The 15,559-nt window shown below is 60.2% G+C and carries 16 protein-coding genes; 4 read left to right on the forward strand and 12 right to left on the reverse strand.

Annotation, left to right across the window (positions count from 1 at the left end):
- Positions 1–43: 43 nt before the first annotated feature.
- Genes fliS through CCR96_RS10950 form a run of 4 tightly spaced genes read left to right on the forward strand, consistent with a single transcriptional unit; the run spans position 44 to position 2,441 of the window.
- Positions 44–472 carry a flagellar export chaperone FliS gene (gene fliS / locus CCR96_RS10935; RefSeq protein ID WP_200250977.1) on the forward strand — a complete coding sequence of 143 codons (429 nt, stop codon included), beginning with the start codon at positions 44–46 and terminating at the stop codon, positions 470–472.
- Positions 473–478: 6 nt separating this feature from the next.
- Positions 479–904, forward strand: a complete 426-nt coding sequence (locus CCR96_RS10940) for a flagellar protein FliT (RefSeq protein ID WP_476702835.1) — start codon at positions 479–481, stop codon at positions 902–904.
- 29 nt (positions 905–933) lie between these two features.
- Positions 934–2,169: a flagellar hook-length control protein FliK gene (fliK, locus tag CCR96_RS10945; RefSeq protein WP_201220165.1), complete on the forward strand. Its 1,236-nt coding sequence runs from the start codon at positions 934–936 to the stop codon at positions 2,167–2,169.
- Complete coding sequence (locus tag CCR96_RS10950) at positions 2,166–2,441, forward strand: EscU/YscU/HrcU family type III secretion system export apparatus switch protein (protein WP_201220166.1); 276 nt, start codon at positions 2,166–2,168, stop codon at positions 2,439–2,441. Before fliK ends, CCR96_RS10950 begins: the two co-directional genes overlap by 4 nt.
- 39 nt (positions 2,442–2,480) lie before the next feature.
- Here the strand turns inward: CCR96_RS10950 and CCR96_RS10955 are convergent, their stop codons facing one another.
- From CCR96_RS10955 to flhB, 12 genes are all read right to left on the reverse strand, one after another.
- Positions 2,481–3,761 carry a methyl-accepting chemotaxis protein gene (locus CCR96_RS10955; RefSeq protein WP_201220167.1) on the reverse strand — a complete coding sequence of 427 codons (1,281 nt, stop codon included), beginning with the start codon at positions 3,759–3,761 and terminating at the stop codon, positions 2,481–2,483.
- A gap of 88 nt (positions 3,762–3,849) precedes the next feature.
- Positions 3,850–4,362 carry a chemotaxis protein CheW gene (locus CCR96_RS10960; protein WP_201220168.1) on the reverse strand — a complete coding sequence of 171 codons (513 nt, stop codon included), beginning with the start codon at positions 4,360–4,362 and terminating at the stop codon, positions 3,850–3,852.
- Positions 4,359–6,515, reverse strand: coding sequence for a chemotaxis protein CheA (gene cheA, locus CCR96_RS10965; RefSeq protein WP_201220169.1), 2,157 nt, complete (start codon positions 6,513–6,515; stop codon positions 4,359–4,361). The genes CCR96_RS10960 and cheA overlap by 4 nt, the downstream gene beginning before the upstream one ends.
- A gap of 155 nt (positions 6,516–6,670) precedes the next feature.
- A complete protein-coding gene (gene flhC / locus CCR96_RS10970; RefSeq protein ID WP_201220170.1) occupies positions 6,671–7,216 on the reverse strand; it encodes a flagellar transcriptional regulator FlhC in 546 nt (181 codons plus the stop codon).
- A 3-nt stretch (positions 7,217–7,219) separates the two neighbouring features.
- Positions 7,220–7,549, reverse strand: a complete 330-nt coding sequence (gene flhD / locus CCR96_RS10975; RefSeq protein ID WP_201220171.1) for a flagellar transcriptional regulator FlhD — start codon at positions 7,547–7,549, stop codon at positions 7,220–7,222.
- 3 nt (positions 7,550–7,552) lie between these two features.
- A complete protein-coding gene (locus CCR96_RS10980; protein WP_201220172.1) occupies positions 7,553–9,451 on the reverse strand; it encodes a methyl-accepting chemotaxis protein in 1,899 nt (632 codons plus the stop codon).
- Positions 9,452–9,501: 50 nt separating this feature from the next.
- On the reverse strand, positions 9,502–10,185 hold the full coding sequence (locus tag CCR96_RS10985; RefSeq protein WP_201220227.1) for an OmpA/MotB family protein: 684 nt from the start codon (positions 10,183–10,185) through the stop codon (positions 9,502–9,504).
- A 19-nt stretch (positions 10,186–10,204) separates the two neighbouring features.
- Positions 10,205–11,023 (reverse strand): motility protein A, encoded by an 819-nt coding sequence (locus tag CCR96_RS10990; protein ID WP_201220173.1) that lies wholly within the window; start codon positions 11,021–11,023, stop codon positions 10,205–10,207.
- 34 nt (positions 11,024–11,057) lie between these two features.
- A complete protein-coding gene (locus CCR96_RS10995) occupies positions 11,058–11,771 on the reverse strand; it encodes an RNA polymerase sigma factor FliA (protein ID WP_200241792.1) in 714 nt (237 codons plus the stop codon).
- Between the two features lie 30 nt (positions 11,772–11,801).
- On the reverse strand, positions 11,802–12,290 hold the full coding sequence (locus CCR96_RS11000; protein WP_201220174.1) for a flagellar protein FlhE: 489 nt from the start codon (positions 12,288–12,290) through the stop codon (positions 11,802–11,804).
- Positions 12,291–12,294: 4 nt separating this feature from the next.
- Entirely contained in the window at positions 12,295–14,322 is a 2,028-nt protein-coding gene (gene flhA / locus CCR96_RS11005; RefSeq protein ID WP_242518938.1) for a flagellar biosynthesis protein FlhA, read from the reverse strand.
- Between the two features lie 50 nt (positions 14,323–14,372).
- Positions 14,373–15,539: a flagellar biosynthesis protein FlhB gene (gene flhB, locus CCR96_RS11010; RefSeq protein WP_201220176.1), complete on the reverse strand. Its 1,167-nt coding sequence runs from the start codon at positions 15,537–15,539 to the stop codon at positions 14,373–14,375.
- Between the last annotated feature and the right edge of the window lie 20 nt (positions 15,540–15,559).

Genomic DNA, 15,559 nt, shown 5'->3' on the forward strand with positions numbered 1-15,559 from the left:
CGAGCGGTCTGCCGACAGCCTGATCAAGAGGGGAGCCAAAACGATGAATGTGATGCGTGGAGCAACAGCCTATGGCCGAGGGGCCGGCGCCTATGCCCGAGTGGGAGTGGAAAGTGGGGTCATGTCAGCCAGCCCACACCAGCTGATTACGATGCTGTTCGACGGCGCAATCGCCTCGATTCGCGCGGCCCGCATCCAAATGCAGGACGGCAATATTCCGGAAAAAGGCAAAGCGATCTCTAAGGCGATGGATATCGTCAACAATGGTTTGGCTGCCGCTCTGGATGCGGAGCGTGGTGGCGAGATTGCCGAGCGCTTGGCATCGTTGTACGACTACATCAGCCGCCTGTTGCTGGCCGCTAATTTGCACAATGATGAAAAAAGCCTGGATGAGGCAGAGGCGTTACTTGAGGATGTCTCGGCAGCTTGGCGTGAGATCGGCGAGCAGCAGACGCAGACCGCTGTTGCCTAAACGAACATGGTCGCCACGCTGACGCTTAAGACGCCAACCGGGTCCGGTGCCGCGACTCGTCAGCAGGAGCTGCTGGCTGTGTATGAAGGGCTGTTGGCATGCTCACGAAGGATGCTCAAATCGGCCCGTGAGGCTGACTGGGAGGCGCTGATCGATCTCCAGAGCAGTTACCTTGCCCAGGTCGAAACACTCCGCCATTTCGATGATGAACCGATGCTCCTCGGTCAAGAAGCCGACGGTCGCAAAGCCGAACTGCTCAAGCAGCTGCTCGAGTCGGATCAGGAGATTCGCCAGCGTTTGATGGACCGGCGGCACGAACTCACGCAGATGATTTCAGGCTCTAGGCAGCAGCTCGCTTTGTCTCGCACCTACAGCTTTTATCAGGAGACCTCGGAGGTCATCGAGGCCGCTCAGCGCTTTAAGTCGACGTGAGTGGCATCAACACCCTCATCGATACCCTGATGCATCAAGTGTTGGGGAAGCGGGTTGATACTCCAACCCCCCGCGACCTCAACCAGCCGGTCAAGCCGATCACGGCCGCGGGAGCGCTTGCCGCCGTCCGCAGTGATTCCCGACTCGATGCGCGCAATCATGCTCCGGTCAGCGAGGTGGGGCGAGCCCCACAGGACGGGCGCACCACGCAGGCCCGCCAGCCGGCTGGCGAGAAGCTGCCACCGCCTTCCACGCAGACGACCTTCACCTCTTCGGCACGCTCGATTGCCGATCTGATGCTGCGTTTTCCGGCCTCATCGTCAGCGTTACGTGTCGCGCAGCCCTTATTTCCGAGCAGTCAGAGTCCGGCGCCTGCTCAGGTCGCAGACCGATTACAGTCGTCGGTGCGTGATAGCGGTCTATTTTACGAGTCCCATCTGTCGCGCTGGTTTCGCGGCGAACTGCCGCGTGAGCAATTGCTGCGTGAGCCGCAGATGTTGCGGTCGTTGAGCTTCACCCAGGCCGCGTCAAGCTTGCCGCCGACGCCGCTGAAAACGAGCTTGCCAGCCTTCTTGCTCGGTTTCTCGAAGGGCGGGGAAGCCGCTCCGGGCTCCGCGCAAGCTGGCCTGAGTGGGCAGTCTGCATCGCCAGTGGCTCCTGCGGGTGCGGGAGCCCCCGGAGTCCCTCCGGCACCGGGCACGCTGCCAGCTCCCGCGCCGCCATCAGGGTCTTCAGGGGCCGTTGCTGGGCCTACAGGTGCAGAGGCGCGCGATAACAGCGCCGCGGCGCAGCAGCAGGCATTAAATGCGGAAATCGCGACCCAGTCGGCGCGGCTACAACGTAGCGAAGTCATTCATGAGAGCTTGCAGGGCGTGGTTCGCCATCAGCTCGAGCTATTAGCGGCACCGGTGCTGCGCTGGGAGGGGGATGTCTGGTCCGGTATCTTCATGGCGCTCATGATCCAGCCGCCGGCTAAGCGGGATGAGCGAGGGGGCTCGGACGAGGAGCAGGAGCAACAGGAGTCTGGCGCGAACGAGTGGCATTCAAACATGACCTTGCAGGTGGCCGGTCTTGGCGAGGTTGGTGTGAAGCTCTGGCTGCGTGATTCGCATCTGGATATCGAACTCATGGCGCGAGATCCCGATGTTCGTCTTGCGCTCGCCGAAGGTGTTGAGCGGTTGAAGTCACGGCTTGATGCGCTAGACCTCGCCGAGGTTCGAATCCGTCTCCATCATGACCCGCCTGAACCAGAGACGCTGCCATGAGCGAGGCGCTCCCCGACGAACGGCGTCGTGCCATTGCGCTTGCCTATCGTGATGGCGATGATGCGCCGCGTGTCGTTGCCAAAGGGTATGGTGAGATCGCCGAGCGGATCATCGAGGAGGCCGAGCGACACGGCATCTATGTCCACGATGCTCCCGAGCTCGTCGCACTCTTGATGAATCTGAATCTCGACGAACAGATTCCGCCGAGTCTCTACCAGGTGATTGCCGAACTCCTCGTTTGGGTTCGACAGATTGCCGATGAGCGGAAATAGGAGGTAGCCGATGTCTTGATGCGGCCTGCCAAGGATTGCCTAAGCGGCGCGACGACGCTTTGCTTTGCTGCGACTGGCCTGAGCAAGATCTTCTGGCGTGAGCGTTTGCATCCATTCGGCGGCTGCGTCATAACGATTGGCCGCAAAGCCTTGCTCGACCTCGGGTGCGAGCTTGAACACGGAGACGGCCTTTCTCAGCCGTCCTGCCTCGGCTTCGACCTGATCCGCGGCTTTTGCGTCCTGCCGCACCAAATCCGCGTTGCGCTGGGTGACCTGATCCATCTGCGCAATGGCGCGATTGAGCTGCTCGATACCCTGACTCTGATCCCTTGAGCCCGAAGTCATCCCATCCATCAGGGTATTGACCTGATTGACCGCCGAGACAATGGCATTGATGGATTGCATGGCCTGATCCGCTTGCGCGAGACCGGTGTTGACGCCCGTGACCGAGGCTTCGATCAGGGATCGAATCACTTGAGTCGCGTCGGCGCTGCGTTTCGATAGGTCTCTCATCTCGCGTGCGATCATGCCGAAGCCGTGACCGCTTTCACTTGTCTGGGCGGCCTCAACCGAGGCAAGCAGCGCGATGCGATTGGCCTGGGAAGCGACCCTGTCGATAAGCTCGACGACCTTGGTCATCTGCTGCACGCCTTGGTTGATCTCGCCCATGGTCGCGACGAGATCGCTAACGGTCTCGCGACCCGTGCAGGCGGTGCGTGCCGCGCTCTCCGTGACGTGGCGAGCTTGCCGCGCTTGATCTGCATGTTGCCTCACGGTTGCCGACAATGTGGCGATTTGTGAAGCTGTCTTCTTGAGCTTGGCGACTTGCTCTTGAGTGCGTGCTGAGAAATCATTGTTGCCGCTCGCGATGTGCTGGGCGCCGCGATGGACGGCGTCACTACTCATGCGAACCAGCGCCACGGTTCGGGACAAACGCTGCTGTAGGGCCCTGACCGCGGCACTGAGTTGGCCGAGCTCGTTACGGCCGAAGCGCTCGAGCGGCACCGAAAGGTCGCCATAAGCCATCGCGTCGAAGCCAGCAACGACCTTTTGCAGCGGCTCTAGGACGTTGGCGATCACGCCCCAAAACACCACTGCGGCGGTGAGCAGCGCCATCACAAGCACGCAGATGATGATCAAACGGGCATGATCGGCGAGTGCCGAGAAGGCCTGCAGCAGTTGCGCGCCGGCCTCGCCCGACTGGGGTGCCAGCAGGACGATTGTGCTCTCAGCCTGAGCGAGTACAAAGAAACCGAGTAGGCTGAGCACCGTGATCAGCAACAGGAAGGCGCCAAGCACCAGCGCCCAGCTCGTTCGCATGCTCATGTCCGACAAGCGATCGCTCAGCGCTTGTAGCGGGCGTGCTCCGCGACCGGCTTCGGCCGTGGGTCCTGTCTCCGGCAATGCTTCACCCGGCGACCTGTTCGATTTGTTCGACCTGTTCGACCAGGGCCATCTCCTTGCTGGTCAGGAGTCTGTCGATATCGACCAGGACCAGCATGCGATTCTCCAAGCTGCCGAGGCCTTTGAGGAAATCCGATGACATGCTCATACCGAGTTCGGGCGCGGGCTTGATCTGATTCGGTGTCAGCGTCATGACGTCTGAGACGCCATCGACGACGATGCCAACGATCCGGTCGAAGACATTGACTACGATCACTACGGTCTGACCGCCGTATTCAACCTTGTCCAGATGGAACTTGATCCGCAGGTCGACGATGGGCACGATGACCCCACGCAGATTGGTCACACCCTTGATGAAATCGGGGGCGTTGGCGATGCGTGTGACATTCTCGTAACCGAGAATCTCCTGAACCTTGAGGATGTCGATCGCATACTCCTCCTCGCCGAGTGAGAAGACTAAAAACTGCTGGTTCTCGCCCTCTGTTGCAGATAGGGCGTCGCTCGTTAGACGGCTCATGAGAGGGCAACCTCCGTTGATGTGGGAAGGGGTTTAGCGGACGTGTCGAGGCTTGTCTGACGGGCTTCCTTCTTCCTCTGGCTCAGTTGATGGAGTCCGGCAATGTCGAGGATCAGCGCCACACGGCCATCGCCGAGGATGGTTGCCGCTGATACGCCTGGCACTTTGCGGTAGTTGGTCTCAAGGTTCTTGACCACGACCTGCTGTTGGCCGATGAGGTCGTCGATGAGCAGGGCATAGCGTCGTCCCTCGCCTTGGACGATAACAGCAATGGAGCGCAATGGATCGGTTTGGGCGCCTGCCACGTCGAGTGCGTCATGCACCGCGATGACGGGCAGGTACTCGTCTCGAACCCGTAATACCAGGTCTTCACCGGCCATCTCGTAGAGATCGGCCTTTGTCGGCTGCAACGACTGTAGTACCGTCGATAGCGGCAGAATGAAGATCTCGTCGCCGACCTTGATCGACATGCCATCGAGAATCGCCAAGGTGAGCGGTAGAACAATGCGGATGGTCGTCCCTTGCCCCGCGGTCGACATGATCTGAACGCTGCCGCCCAGGCCCTGGATGTTGCGCTTGACCACGTCCATCCCGACGCCACGCCCGGAGACGTCGGTGACCTCCTTGGCAGTCGAGAAGCCAGCGGCGAAGATGAGCTGCCAGACCTCGTCATCGGTCATGCTATCGGAGACGCCAAGGCCATTCTCGCGAGCCTTTGCAAGCAGCTTGTCGCGATTCAGGCCAGCGCCATCGTCTTTCACCTCAATGATGATATTGCCGCCTTGATGCCGGGCGGAGAGGGTGAGATTGCCAACCCGCGGTTTGCCTAGGGCCTCGCGCTCTTCTGGCGTTTCAATGCCGTGATCGAGGCTGTTGCGCACCAGATGCGTCAGTGGGTCGATAATGCGTTCAGTCAGGCTCTTGTCGAGTTCGGTCGATTCGCCCTCGGTGTGCAGATCGATCTGCTTACCAAGTTTGCTCGAGGTCTCGCGGACCACGCGGGGAAATCGACTGAAGACGAAATCCATCGGGATCATGCGAATCGACATGACCGCTTCTTGCAAATCGCGGGCGTTGCGCTGCAGCAGACTCATGCCATTGACGAGTGAGCCATTGCTGACGCCGTCAAGCTGGCTGACGGTCTGATCAAGCATCGACTGGGTAATGATGAGTTCGCCGACCAGGTTGATGATCTGGTCGACCTTCTCAACCGAGACGCGGATCGACGAACTCTCTGCTCCCCCCTTGGGCTTGGCCGGTGGCTTACTCGCCGTCTTTTTTGGCTCCGTCGGCTTTTGCGGCGCTACCGGCTGCGCCAGTTCAGGTGCAGTGGTCTGCTGGCTCGGTGACGTTGGTTCGGAGACCTCGGCGGGCGCACTGGGCTCGGATGTGGCCTTTGGCGCATCTGGTTCCGATGCTGGCGAAGTGTCTTCGGCCGCGGCGGATGGCTTTGCGCTTCGCGTCTCGATCTGTTCTGGCTCGATGATGAAGCACATGACCGACTCGATGTCGGCTGCGCTGGTTGTCGTCTCGAGTTCGACCTCGTACCTTGTGGTATCCCCGGATTGGGCGATAATCGTGCCGAACTGCTCAAGCTCCTCGACCAGAAGCGCGCGATTTTCTTCGCTGATTCCGAGCAGGGCAATGAGCAAGGATTCCGCCGACTCGCCTTCGCTGGCGGTCTCAGTCTCCTCTTCGCGCGTCTGCGCTTGAGGTTGGCTGACCGGCTCGCCGGGGCTGCCATCGCCGCCATCGCCGCGGGCCTTGATCTCTTCTTCGGCGAGCTGTTGCAGGGTCTTGCAGATGCGCTCGAAGGCTTCTTGGTCCGGCTCTTCGCCATTGCGATAGGCCGTCAGCTGATCATTCAGCATATCCTTGGTTTCCAGAAAGATGTCGACAATGTCCCGACGCAGGTTCAGTTCGCCATGGCGAGCATGGTCGAGCAGATTCTCAAACAGGTGTGTGGTCTTCTGTAGTGCCTCGAAGCCAAAGGTCCCGGCACCGCCCTTGATCGAATGGGCGGTTCGGAAGATAGCGTTGAGCTGCTCCGCATCAGGCTCCTCGAGATTGAGTTCGAGCAGATAGCGCTCCATGTCAGTCAGCAGCTCTTCTGCTTCCTCGAAGAAGGTATCGTAGAAATCGGTGATGTCCATCCGCGTTTCCTGTTCCCGAACTAGCGACTGGAATCAGACCAGTCTGTCATACACGCCTGTCCGTCTTCTTTGCCATCCTGGTATAGACGCCCTAGGCCCGGCTCGCGAGCGCGTCATGCGCACGGGTTTGTTGCTTAGCCACGATGGCTGCTGGCTCAGTTCGCCTTGAGCACTGGTGCGGCGGCGCGCCGCATTGTCTTGCCGGCCCGAGAGGGTGGGTGGCAGATGCCACAGACATAGTCCTGAACGGGTGCATAGGCATGAACAATGAATTGACCACCGCAACGCGTACAACCCTTCAACTGTAGCAGATCATTCTCGAAGAATCGCATCAGCGTCCAGGCGCGGGTAAGGCCGAGCACTGTCTCTTGGCCACTGATCCGTACCTGCTCCTGATAGAGCCTGAACGCCCGCACAAAGGCATCGATGCGGTCACAGCCATAGTCCTCCCGCAAGCGTTGGTGAACATTGATGAACAGCGAGGCATGGATGTTGGGTAGCCAGGTGATGAACCAGTCGGTTGAGAACGGCAGCATCCCCTTCGGTGGTGACTTGCCGCGAAGCTCTTTGTAGAGCTTCGTCAGGCAGGTGCGGCTGAGATCGGTCTCGGTTTCCAAGACCTGCAGGCGGGCACCGAGTTCGATGAGCTCGATGGCGAGCTGCACTTGATGCATTTCGGTGACCGGACTCTTGGGTGACATGGCCTAATTCCCCGTTTCATCGGGCTCGTTGTGCTGGCGCGACGCCATCAGGAGCGATGCGTGCAAGCCACAGAGGTCCTGTTCACGCTGCTGATGCGTCACAATGCGCAGCTGCTCGGCATCTTCGTAGCCGAAGCGGCAAAGTAACTGATTCGTACGAGATAGTTTAGCGAGCTGACGCGCGCTCAGCGACAACAGTAGCTCCGCCATTTCGTCTTGGATCTTGAGCCGAAACATTGCGCTTGCCCGATCGCTCTTGAGCATGCGTTGTGCCAGCAAGAGATAGGTCAGATTAAGCTCTTGGATCTCGTTGATCAGGCTCTCGTCGTTCATCTGTCAGTGCATCATGCCTGGCGGCAAGGCGGCCTGAGCATACGGCTCGTTGTCATCGTCCCGAGCCGTGCTCCCCAGCTCGAAGGCGTCGATGAGCGCGTTCAGGTGCTCGGCCAGCGTGCGCATCTGGGCGGCCGAGGATGAGGTCTGGTTCACCATCGCCGCATTCTGTTGAGTGACGGTGTCCAGTTCGGTGACCGCGGTGTTGACCTCCGCGACGGCCGAACTCTGCTCCCGGGTGCTGGCGCTGATCTCTTCGAGGACATCATTGACGTTGCTGATACTCTCGAGGATCTGGTTCATCGACTCGCTCGCCTGCTCAACCTTATTCAGCCCGAGATGGGAGGTCTTGACGGACTCCTCGGTGACATCGCGGATCTCGCGCGCGGCCTGGCGCGAGCGTTCGGCCAGCGTGCGGACCTCTTGTGCGACCACCGCAAATCCCCGGCCATGCTCGCCGGCGCGCGCGGCCTCAACCGAGGCATTGAGTGCGAGGATGTTGGTCTGAAAGGCAATGCCATCGATCAGGGTGACGATATCGGTGATGCGCGACGACGCCTGGTCGATATCGTGCATGGTCGTGCGCAGTTCTTGCATCCCGGTTGAGCCTTGTGTAGCGGCCGTGCTGGCCGATGCCGAAAGCGCGGTTGCCTGATGGGCGGAATCAGCCCCGTGTGCCACCGTGGCCGCGATCTCCTCCATGGCCGCCGAGGTTTGTTGCAGATTGGCAGCGGCTTGGTCACTGCGGCTCGCCAGATCCTCGCTGCTGCGCGCAATAGAGCCCGCGGTTTCATACACGCTGCGCGCGCTATCGCGCACATCCTGCAGCGTCAACTGCATGCGCGAGACGAAGGCATTGAACTGGCGTGCAAGCTCACTCAGCTCGTCGCGGCCGTTGGCGTCGAGGCGCCGCGTGAGATCACCCTCGCCCTCGGCGATATCGCCCATGGCGGCGGCGGTGCGCTTGATTGGGCGGGTGATGGTCTGTGAGATCAAGAAGGCGAGGAGGATGCCGACGCCCAGCGTAACAGCGCTGATGAACAGTGCCGCGTTGCGCGCGGTGGTTGCGCGGGCAATATAGGAGGTTCGATCCAGCGTCACCTCAAGCACCCCCACGGGCTTACCCGAGAAGTCCCGGATGACGGCCCCCATCACCGCGAGTGGCGTATCGCCGTAGTCGTGGTCTTCCATCGGTTGCTCGCCCTTCATGGCCGCATCGAGAGCCGCCTTGCTCAGCAGCGGCTGATCACCAAAGGTTGAGGCGAAGGTCTTGAAGCCGCTCTCCTCGCGCAGCCGCAGGGCTGCACCAGCGCCGTAGAGTTCCTCAAAACGCTCGAAGAAATCCTGGCCGAAGCTCATGCCAAATTCGAGCGAACCGACGTGCTGTCCTTGCCACTGCACCGGTTGCAGGCTGCGGATACCGAGCCCGAACACGCCGTGCTCAAGCCCTGATATTGGCTGCTGTAAGCGGTTGGTCTCGATGACGGTCTGGCGGATGGCGCTGAGATCATCGCCAAACTTTTCCGGTCCATGAACGCGCAGAAATGAGGTCGCGGGTGGATTGTGAAACTGGAATTGGGCGATGCCGTACTGCTCACGCAAGGTCTTGAAGCCTGGAACAAAGAGCTCGGCAAGCCGGTCGCGGCGCTGCTCTGAAAAGGCCTGCTGTACATCGGGGATCAGTGCAATCAATGCGCTCATGGCATTGCCACGACGGCTTTCCGCGTCGAGGGCGGCGACGAGGTTGCCATGTAAGGTGCGCAGCTCTCGTTGCTCGGCTTCTTGAATGACGCCGTCGAGTCGGTTCAGCAGAAAGGGCACGATGATGGCGACGGCGAGCAACAGCATGACGACAAAGCCAGCGATGATCCGAACCCCAATCGGAAAGTTGTCAAGGCGCATGTGGCATTCTCACTCTAATAAACGGCCTGATGGTGTCATCGAGCTCGTCATCACAATCGTTGCTTCAACAACAGCTCGACACGGCGATTGACGGCACGCCCCTCTGCGGTGGTATTGCTCTCCACCGGCTGCGTATCAGCATAGCCGATAGCGCGTAATCTGCCTTCGGAAATTCCGGATTGAATGAGATGACGCAGTACCGCAATGGCGCGTGATGTCGATAGCTCCCAATTGGAGGGGAAGCGCGCCGTCGAGATTGGAATATTGTCGGTATGGCCCTCAACGGAGATCTGCCCGTCGAACGCGTCTAGGGTGGGTACCAGCGACTCGATGACCTCTTTGCCTGGTTCCGTCAGCTGCGCCTCACCACTAGCAAACAAGAGGTTATCGTCGATGCGCAGGGTAATGCCCTCTTGTCCTTCGGCGATACTCACCCCGTCAACGCCTTCCATGCCTTGAAACTCCTGCTGTTCGGGTGTCTGCAGCGCTTGATTTTGGTGCAGCAGTCTCGCGTTCTGCGGCTGCAAGCCTTGACCCCCAGGCAGTAGCCCCGTGCTGACTCCAGCTTGCTGATCCTGCTGCTGGCCACCGTCGTTACGGCTTTTGGCGCTATCAGCGCTGCCGGTTCCCAGCATGGATACGAGCAGTACGAACAAGGTGATGAGCAAGGTCAAGACATCGAGATAGCTCATCAGCCAGGCATCGCTATCGCCCCCCGTCTTGATCTCTGGCATCGATTGCCGACTGCCTCGATCAAGCATTTTTGGCCCTCTTTCTACGTGGGGTGATGCCAGGTTTGGTCGGGTCGCGAATCTCGTCGTGATAGGTGGCAACAAACGAGTGCAGGGTTTCCTCGATGAACGAGGGCAGACGGCGCTTGGTAATCAGCGAGATTCCCTCCAGCACCATATTCATCGCGATGAGTCGTTCCTCGGTCCGTCGCTCGAGCTTGACGGCAAAGGGCTTAAAGACCAGGTTGGCGAGCAAGATGCCGTAAAAGGTCGTGAGCAAGGCGACGGCCATGCGGGGGCCAATCACCTGCAGGTCGCCGGCCTCCATGACCTCGAGCATGTTCACCAGCCCGACCAAGGTGCCGATCATGCCGAAGGCCGGCGCATAGGTGGCCATGGTATGAAAGATCTGCGCCTCAGCATGCTCCCGCGCCTTGAGACGCGCGATACGCCAGCTGAGCAGGTCGAAGATCTCCTGCTCTTTGGTGTTGGCAATGACCAACTGGATGCCGCTGCGGAGGAAGGGATTGCGCGTTTGCTCGAGCGCGGCTTCGACCGCGCGGACGTCACCTTTGAACCAGAGACGCGAGACATCCACGAGTTCTTGAATGTCATCGCGGGTATAGGTGTTCTCACGCCGGAAAACGACGGCGACGAGACCAACAACCCGCAGCACTTCACGCAATGGGTAGCTAATAAAGGTGGCCGCCATGGTTCCTGTCAGCACGATGGCGAGGCCGGGCAAGTTGAGAAAGCTGTCAGGAGACTCAGCGGTGAAGAAGAGGACGGTGCCGAGCAGTAAAATGCTGGCCAAGATGCCGATGACAGTTGACGGATTCATGGGTGCTTAAGGCTACAACAAAAACAACAGGGTGTTACTGACCGGCCTCGGCCTCATGCAGCCGCGCTCTGATCCGGCTGAGCGCTTGGCTGTGGAGCTGGCAGACGCGCGACTCGCTGACCCCCAGAACGGCCCCGATCTCCTTCAGGTTGAGTTCTTCCTGGTAGTAGAGCGCCATCATCAGTTTTTCGCGTTCGGGCAAGGCATCGATGCTCTCGATGAGGCGCTGGCGCTGTTCGCTATCCAGCAGGTTGTTGAGCGAGGGGTCGCTGGGGCGGTTCGCCGCTCCCGGCTCGATTCCTTCCTGGATGAGTTCTTCGAAGGGCAAGAACTGACCATTGTTGGTGTCGCTCAGGAGTTGTCGGTAGTCCGAGAGCTCGATCTCCATTTCCGCCGCGATCTCGTGCTCCTCTGGAGCGCGACCCAGGCGCTGCTCCAGCCGATGGATGGCCTCATCCATCGCCCGGGCATTGCGACGAACGCTGCGTGGCAGCCAATCACGGCTGCGCAGCTCATCGAGCATCGCGCCACGAATGCGCTGGTTGGCAAAGGTCGCAAAACTGGCGCCCTGGCTGGCGTCGAAACGCCCCAAGGCCTCGAGCAGTCCAAGCGTTCCGGCCTGGATCAGATCATCAAGCTCGATACTTGAAGGCAGTTTGACCTGGAGCGCGAGCGCCTGCCGGCGCACCTGTGGCAAATACTGTGTCACCAGCTCGTGCTGGTCGATCTTGCCTTTGGCAGTATACATCCCGTTTGCCTTGCTCTCTTAGCTCATCGGTCACAGGTAATTGACGATGAGCTGGATGCCGCGCACGACCACGGCCTGCTGTTGCGGTTGGTCGAGGGAGAAATGAAATCGTAATGGCCGCGTTGCGGGCAGTCCTGCAAGCGCGCGGCTCCTGCCACGCATCGTTGCAACCGGCACACAGCTATCGGCCTGACACAGCCGCCCCTTTAGGGTGGCGCCGGGAGGTGCCTCGAAGCGCCAAATCACGCTGTGGATCTCGCCTGCGCGCACCGAAGCCGGTGGTAGTAAGGGTGCCGAAAGACTTTCCCGCTCGGCCATGCTGACCCGCAGCGCAGGTGCGCTCGCGACCCAGCTGCCAGCGGCAAAGGCGCTCAATCCGCTGAATCCTGCGACCAAGCAGATCGTCAACAGGGCAGTGCGGGCAGCGCCGGCCGTGGTCGCCGCGAGCAGGTTCTGTGCCAGCCTTTGCCATCTTTCGGCGGCGGCGATGAGGTCGACGATGAGCGGGCGGAGTTGCATCAGGCTACTTGCCTCCAATCAACTGTGTCACGCGCAGGGTGCGATCATCCGGTATCTCGGCCTGGGACATGACCACCAAGTGGCGCAAGCGCCGGCGTAGGAAGCGTGCGAGCACAGCGCGCAGACTGTGTTGGACGACCAGTACCGGCGGATCGCCTCCGGCCTCCTGGCGCGTGAGCGCCTTTTCCGCCTGTTGCATCAGTGTTTCAGCCAATCCTGGCTCGAGTGCTCCGTTACCGCTCATGGCCTGCAGTAAGACCTGCTCGAGCTGTGTGTCCAGACCGATCACACGCAGCACCTTCTCGCCGGGGAACCACTGCTGGACAATGGCACGCCCGAGCGCGATACGGACCGCGGCTGTCAGTTCGGCAAGGTCCTGCTGTTGTGGTGCATGTTCGGCCAGGGTGTCGAGGATGCTGCGAAGGTCGCGGATGGGCACCTCTTCGACGAGCAGATTCTGCAAGAGGCGTTGGAATGCCGTCAGCGAGATCAGCTTCGGTACCACCTCTTCGACGAGACTTTTCTGCTCGTCGCCGAGTTTATCGAGCAGATTCTGGACTTCAGCGCGGCCAAGCATCTCAGCGGCATGTCGGTGTAACAGGTGATTCAGGTGGGTGGCGACGACGGTGCTGGCATCCACCACCGTGTAGCCGTAAACCTGGGCATGCTCGCGCTGCCCACTGCCGATCCAAACCGCGGCCAGGCCAAAGGCCGGGTCCTGTGTTGGCGTTCCCTCCAGCTTGCCGGTGACCTGCCCAGGATCGATCGCGAGCCATTTGCCGGGGAAGACCTCGGAACGACCGATCTCGGCGTCTTTGAGCGAGACCAGATAGGTGTTCGGCCCCAGCTCCAAATTATCTCGGATATGCACCACCGGCGGTAGGAAGCCGACGTCCTGCGCAAACTTCTTACGCACGCTCTTGATGCGACCAAGCAGCTCGCCTTGTTGGCGTTGATCGACCAGAGGGATCAAGCGGTGTCCGACCTCGAGGCCGAGGGTGTCGACCAGTTGCACATCATCCCAGCTTGCCTCGGGTGCCTCCTGTTTAGTTGTCGTTGGCTGCGCAACCGCCTCTTCGACGAGCAGTTTTTTCCGGTCATGCAGGAGATACCAGGCAAGACCGCCGAGGAGGGTAGTAAAGATCAGAAACACCAGGTTGGGCATGCCCGGGACCAGGCCCAACAGACCCATCACGATCGCGGCCAGGATCAACACCTGCGGGTTGATGAATAGCTGGCCGATCATCTGCTGGCCGACATCCTGCTCGGTATTGACCCGAGAGACCGTCACACCGGCTGCAGTCGAGATCACCAGGGCCGGGATCTGTGCGACCAGGCCGTCGCCGATGGTCATCAGCGTGTAGGTGCGCCCGGCCTCAGCGAAGCTCATGTCATGCTGCATCATGCCGATCAGCAGGCCACCGATGATATTGATCACCATGATCACCAGTCCGGCGGTAGCGTCGCCGCGCACGAACTTACTGGCACCATCCATTGAGCCGTAAAAATCCGCCTCTTGTGAGACCTCGCCGCGGCGTTTGCGCGCTTCATCCTCGCCGATCAGTCCCGCGTTGAGGTCCGCGTCGATCGCCATCTGCTTGCCTGGCATGGCATCGAGCATGAAGCGCGCGCCGACCTCGGCGATGCGTCCGGCGCCTTTGGTGATGACCATGAAATTGATGATCACCAAGATCAGAAAGACCACCAAGCCGACGGCGAAATTACCGCCGATCAGAAACTCGCCAAAGGCTTGGATGACCTTGCCGGCGCTATCGCCACCCTGATGGCCTTCCATCAGGATGACACGGGTGGAAGCGACGTTGAGCGAGAGTCGCAGCAATGTCGTAAACAGCAGGACCGCCGGAAAGGCCGCGAAATCCAGCGGCTTTTGCGTGAACATGCTCACCAGCAATACAAGGATGGCGAGGGCGATGTTGAAGGTGAACAGGAGGTCGAGGATGAACGGCGGCAGCGGCAAGATCATCATGCTGAGAATCAGCAAGATGAGCAATGGCCCAGCCAGCACCTTCATCTGCACATTGCCAAGCCAGGCCTGTTTCTCGAGCAGTGCGCTCAAGGCGGTCATGTCCGCGCCTCAGGGTTGGTCTGGTCTGCCGGAACCTGCAGTTCCTTTGGTATCGGTAGCTGTTGTGGCTGCGGCGGAGGCAAGCCGCCTTTGCGATGAAAATGCCGCAGCTGGAAGGCCCAAGCCATCACCTCAGCGACCGCGGTATAGAGTGCCATCGGAATTTCAGCATCGAGATCGACATAGCGGTAGAGCGCACGGGCGAGCGGTGGCGCCTCCAACCGAGGCACGCCGTGCGTGTCGCCAAGCTCGCAGATGCGAGCGGCGACCTGATCAACACCCTTCGCGATCAGTCGTGGCGCTGACATACCTTGCTCATCGTACCGCAGTGCAACGGCGTAGCGACGTGGATTCGTGATGATGACGTCTGCTTCGGGGACTTTGGTCATCATGCGACCGCGCGCCATCGCCTGCTGTTGCTGGCGAATACGAGCCTTGATCTGCGGATCTCCGTCGGATTCCTTGTGCTCACGCTTGACCTCTTCCTTGGTCATTCTCAACTTCTTGGAATGGCTCCAGAGCTGATAAGGGATATCGATGAGGATGACCACGAGCAAGGCCAGGACCATGAGGCCGCTCGCCATCACGGCCAGTTCTAGGGTATTCGCCAGCGCCTGCTGAATCGGTTGATCCATCAAGTCCATGTAATGCCCACGGTGCGCCATCAGGAAGGCGACCGCGACGCTGCCGACGAGGACCGATTTCGCAATCGCCTTGGCCAATTCAACCAGCGCCTGGACACCGAGAACCCGCTTGATCCCTTTCACCGGGTTGAGCTTGGAAAGTTGTGGCTGAAGCGACTTGGCCGAGACCAGCCAGCCACCCAGCAAGACGGGTGCGACCAGGGCTGCGAGCGTGAGCAAGAGGAAGACGGGCAGCATGACGTAGAGGCTGCGCTCGACAAGGTCGGTTGCCTTAACGAGCATCGGCATCACCTCAAGTGCCTCGCGTCGTTCGAACAGGAACGCCTGCTCCATGATCAGCCCGAGCTGATCGTAGATCATCGCGCCTCCAGCCCAGAAGCTGCCGACGCCGACCAACAGCAACATGAAGGTGCTCAACTCACGGGAACGCGCAACCTGGCCCTCTTCACGCGCCTTCTCTAAGCGTCGCGGTGTGGCTTCTTCGGTTTTTTCTTGGTCGTTGCCTTGGTCTTCAGCCATCGCAAATCATCAAGCAGGCG

The sequence above is a fragment of the Halochromatium roseum genome, assembly GCF_016653315.1.
In the GTDB taxonomy this organism is placed as follows: domain Bacteria; phylum Pseudomonadota; class Gammaproteobacteria; order Chromatiales; family Chromatiaceae; genus Lamprobacter; species Lamprobacter roseus.

What these genes read in the sequence shown, in the direction of transcription:
- fliS (WP_200250977.1), top strand. Translation starts at nt 44, where the DNA reads ATGAATGTGATGCGTGGAGCAACAGCCTATGGCCGAGGGGCCGGCGCC.
- CCR96_RS10940 (WP_476702835.1), top strand. Translation starts at nt 479, where the DNA reads ATGGTCGCCACGCTGACGCTTAAGACGCCAACCGGGTCCGGTGCCGCG.
- fliK (WP_201220165.1), top strand. Translation starts at nt 934, where the DNA reads ATGCATCAAGTGTTGGGGAAGCGGGTTGATACTCCAACCCCCCGCGAC.
- CCR96_RS10950 (WP_201220166.1), top strand. Translation starts at nt 2,166, where the DNA reads ATGAGCGAGGCGCTCCCCGACGAACGGCGTCGTGCCATTGCGCTTGCC.
- CCR96_RS10955 (WP_201220167.1), bottom strand. Translation starts at nt 3,761, where the DNA reads ATGCGAACGAGCTGGGCGCTGGTGCTTGGCGCCTTCCTGTTGCTGATC.
- CCR96_RS10960 (WP_201220168.1), bottom strand. Translation starts at nt 4,362, where the DNA reads ATGAGCCGTCTAACGAGCGACGCCCTATCTGCAACAGAGGGCGAGAAC.
- cheA (WP_201220169.1), bottom strand. Translation starts at nt 6,515, where the DNA reads ATGGACATCACCGATTTCTACGATACCTTCTTCGAGGAAGCAGAAGAG.
- flhC (WP_201220170.1), bottom strand. Translation starts at nt 7,216, where the DNA reads ATGTCACCCAAGAGTCCGGTCACCGAAATGCATCAAGTGCAGCTCGCC.
- flhD (WP_201220171.1), bottom strand. Translation starts at nt 7,549, where the DNA reads ATGAACGACGAGAGCCTGATCAACGAGATCCAAGAGCTTAATCTGACC.
- CCR96_RS10980 (WP_201220172.1), bottom strand. Translation starts at nt 9,451, where the DNA reads ATGCGCCTTGACAACTTTCCGATTGGGGTTCGGATCATCGCTGGCTTT.
- CCR96_RS10985 (WP_201220227.1), bottom strand. Translation starts at nt 10,185, where the DNA reads ATGCCAGAGATCAAGACGGGGGGCGATAGCGATGCCTGGCTGATGAGC.
- CCR96_RS10990 (WP_201220173.1), bottom strand. Translation starts at nt 11,023, where the DNA reads ATGAATCCGTCAACTGTCATCGGCATCTTGGCCAGCATTTTACTGCTC.
- CCR96_RS10995 (WP_200241792.1), bottom strand. Translation starts at nt 11,771, where the DNA reads ATGTATACTGCCAAAGGCAAGATCGACCAGCACGAGCTGGTGACACAG.
- CCR96_RS11000 (WP_201220174.1), bottom strand. Translation starts at nt 12,290, where the DNA reads ATGCAACTCCGCCCGCTCATCGTCGACCTCATCGCCGCCGCCGAAAGA.
- flhA (WP_242518938.1), bottom strand. Translation starts at nt 14,322, where the DNA reads ATGAAGGTGCTGGCTGGGCCATTGCTCATCTTGCTGATTCTCAGCATG.
- flhB (WP_201220176.1), bottom strand. Translation starts at nt 15,539, where the DNA reads ATGGCTGAAGACCAAGGCAACGACCAAGAAAAAACCGAAGAAGCCACA.